The 3,483-nt window shown below is 66.9% G+C and carries 2 protein-coding genes and 1 pseudogene; 1 reads left to right on the top strand and 2 read right to left on the bottom strand.

The features are described 5' to 3' along the window. Positions 1-270 precede the first annotated feature (270 nt). The gene (gene glgB / locus VIM19_06230; protein ID HEY5184494.1) at positions 271-2,490 is read right to left on the bottom strand and encodes a 1,4-alpha-glucan branching protein GlgB; all 2,220 of its coding nucleotides are present in this window, start codon (positions 2,488-2,490) and stop codon (positions 271-273) included. Between the two features lie 221 nt (positions 2,491-2,711). Further along, positions 2,712-2,889: pseudogene (locus VIM19_06225) on the bottom strand (IS3 family transposase). Positions 2,890-3,302: 413 nt separating this feature from the next. Between VIM19_06225 and VIM19_06220 the strand changes: the two are divergent. After that, entirely contained in the window at positions 3,303-3,479 is a 177-nt protein-coding gene (locus VIM19_06220) for a CsbD family protein (GenBank protein HEY5184493.1), read from the top strand. Positions 3,480-3,483: the final 4 nt, after the last annotated feature.

The raw sequence follows: 3,483 nt of genomic DNA, 5'->3' as shown, positions 1-3,483 counted from the left end.
CCGCCCGCCACTCTGCCTCGCCCCCGGACAGTGCAGCACTGCCCGGCCGAGCTGGCCGACCTCACCACCCATCGGGTCTGGTCCCACCCGTGGGCGCTAGACGAGACGGCGTAGCAGACCAACGTGCAGCCAGTGGTCGACGCCCTCCGCGGGCGGCCCGATCCGGACCGCCCGCGGCCTGCGACCGGACGGATGCCGGTCACCGTCGTGCAGTGCGCCTGACGCTCGTCAGCCGGCCCGTTCGGCCTGGCCGGACGGGGTCCCTCCGCGCTAGCCCTCGTGCGCCAGCCAGACGACGCCCAGCGGGGGAAGCGTCATAGAGGCCGAGTACTGCAGGTCGTTCCAGCCGATCGCCTCTGCGGTGAGGTCGCCGACGGTGACGCCGCTGCCGCCGAATTGGGTGCTGTCGGTATTGAGGATCTCGACCCACCGACCCGGGCCAGGGAGCCCGACCCGATGGTCGTGGCGGACCACTGGGGTGAGGTTGGCGATGCACGCCACGACCCGCTGGTCGCTCACCGGGAACCGGAGGAACGACAGCACGCTATGGTCGGCGTCGTTGGGGTCGATCCAGCGGAACCCGGGCCAGTCGAAGTCCTGCTCCCACAGGGCCGGTTCGTCGCGGTACACCGCGTTGAGTTCCCGAACCAGCCTCTGGACCCCGGCGTGCTCGGGGTGCTCCAGCAGGTGCCAGTCCACGCTGGCGTGGTACCGCCATTCGTTGTTCTGGGCGATCTCGGCGCCCATGAACAGCAACTGCCGTCCGGGATGGGCCCACATCCACGCCAGTAGCGCCCGCAGGTTCGCGAATTTCTGCCAGCGGTCCCCGGGCATCTTGGCCAGCAGCGAACCCTTGCCGTGGGCGACCTCGTCGTGGCTGAGCGGCAGGATGAAGTTCTCGTGGAATGCGTAGAGCAGCGAGAACGTGAGCTCGTGGTGGTGGAACCGGCGATGGACCGGATCCTTGCTGAAGTAGACGAGCGTGTCGTTCATCCACCCCATGTTCCACTTGAACCCGAACCCCAGCCCGCCCAAAGAGGTGGGGCGGGAAACGGCTGGCCAGGACGTCGACTCCTCGGCGACCATCATCACCGACGGGTGGTGCCGGTAGAGCACCTCGTTGACTTCCTTGATGAAGCTGACGGCCTCGAGGTTCTCCCGGCCCCCGAACCGGTTCGTCACCCATTCCCCCTCGCAGCGGGAATAGTCTAGGTAGAGCATCGAGGCGACCGCGTCCACCCGCAGGCCGTCCATGTGGAATTCCTCGATCCAGTACAAGGCGTTGGCCAGCAAGAAGTTGCGGACCTCGTGGCGGCCGTAGTTGAACACCAGCGTTCCCCAGTCGGGGTGTTCCCCCTGCCGGGGGTCCGCGTGCTCGTAGAGCGCCGTGCCGTCGAACCGGGCCAGGGCCCAGTCGTCCTTGGGGAAGTGAGCCGCCACCCAGTCGACGAGCACCCCGACCCCCGCCTGGTGCAGCCGATCCACCAGGTACCGGAAGTCGTCCGGGCTGCCGAACTGCGCCGCCGGCGCGTAGTACCCGGTCACCTGGTACCCCCAGGAGCCCGAGAACGGATACTGCGCCAGCGGAAGGAACTCCACGTGCGTGAACCCGAGATCGGCCACGTACTCCGGGAGGACCTCGGCCGCCTCCCGATAGGTCAGCGGGCGCCACGACCCGTCGTCGTTTCGGGTCTGCCGCCACGAGCCGAGATGGCACTCGTAGATCGAGACCGGGGCACGCATGAGGTCCACGGTGGCCCGCTCGGCGATCCACTGCGCGTCCTGCCACTCGTGCGTGCTGGCGGTGACGATGCTGGCGGTGGCGGGCGGCACCTGCGCGGCGAAGGCGAACGGGTCGGCCCGCAGGCTCAGGTACCCGCCCTGGCTGACCACCTCGTACTTGTAGCAAGCCCCTGGCCCGACTCCCGGCAGGAAGATCTCCCAGACCCCGGAGCTGCCCAGCACCCGCATCGGGTGAACCCGGCCGTCCCAGCCGTTGAAGTCCCCGACGACGCGCACGCTTCTGGCGCTCGGAGCCCAGACGGCGAACGACGTCCCGCACAGCCCCTGGTGGACGCGCACGATGGCGCCCAGGTGCCGCCACAACCCCTCGTGTCGACCCTCGCCCAGCAGGTGCAGGTCCATCTCCCCCAGCGTCGGCCAGCATCCATAAGGATCGTCGAACAATGTCGTCGTGCCGTTCCGGTCGGTCGACTCGAGGCGGTAGGCGGGGACGGCGTCGGCCTCCAGCACGCCGGCGAACACACCGGCGGCGTGGATGCGACGCATCTCGATCCGCGCCCCTCCGCTCAGCACCGCCATCCCCGCCGCATCCGGGCACCAGCCGCGGATCACCACCCGCACCCGCCCCTGGCCGTCCTTCTCCCGGTGCGGGCCGAGGATCTGGTGCGGGTCGTGATGATCACCCGCCACGAGCCGCTCAAGATCTGCCTGGCAGACCGAACCCTCAAGCTCGACCGGTGCACTCATAACCATTCCCTCCCCGACCCGGCGCCGTAGGTCGCCCGGCCCACCGCGCGGACATCCCCGAGCGGCGGACAAATCCGTTCCCTGAGCTTTCCACGGCGCGGTGGCGGTGAGAAGGTGCTGGCTGATCGAACCCACCACCGACTCGGTGAACATCGCCAGGCCGCACCGTGTCGGGGAAAGATCCCCACCAAGGCGGACGCGAAGCGCCTCTTCCCGGTCGGTACCGAGGACCGCACCGACTCCACGCCGTTAGCCGAGTGGCGGGCGACCCGTTGCACCGTCCTGTGCTCGGTGCCCCAACTCAGCGCGCAAGGTGCGCACCATCCGCACCGCGGCGGCCTTCTCCTCCGGGCTGTACCCGCGGCTGGTCGGCTTCCCTGGCAACTTTTTCCTCGGCATGACTCCATCCTCGTTTCCGAGGTCAGGAGCCTCCACCATTTCCAGGCGATTCACACTGCTAAATCAGCGTGTCACTCCAGCACCGTTCGTGGCAAAACTCGGTAATCAGCAACGATGATTCGGCCAGCCGCGACTAGTTCGTCAGGGCTGTGACCACCCTGCAATCACGGAATGTTGTGGACCTCATTCTATGCAAGATTTTATGCAAGACAGCTTGCCGGAACAGCAGAATGGGCATTCTTTCCCGCTGTCGTCGTGGTTGGAAATATGTGGACTGTCGGGTTCCACGTTCCCGCCGTGACGTGATCACGCGACAGGGTCTTTTGGCCCTGATGCGCTCCCGGCTCGCGCGTTAACCTCGGGCTGAGGTTTCGGCCACCGGGTCGATTCCCGCAAAAGTAGGAGCAGACACGGTGAGCGGTGAGGATAAGGCGAAGAACAAGCTCGACGAGCTTGGCGGCAAGGTCAAGGAAGCGGTCGGCAAGGTCACCGGCGACAAGAGCACTGAAAATGAGGGCAAGCGCGACCAGACGAAGTCCAACCTCAAAGACGCCGGCGAGAAGGTTAAGGACGCCTTCAAAAAGAAGTAAGTAC

Source organism: Actinomycetes bacterium, assembly GCA_036510875.1.
GTDB lineage: Bacteria > Actinomycetota > Actinomycetes > Prado026 > Prado026 > DATCDE01.
This window is presented reverse-complemented; position numbering and strand designations above follow the sequence as displayed.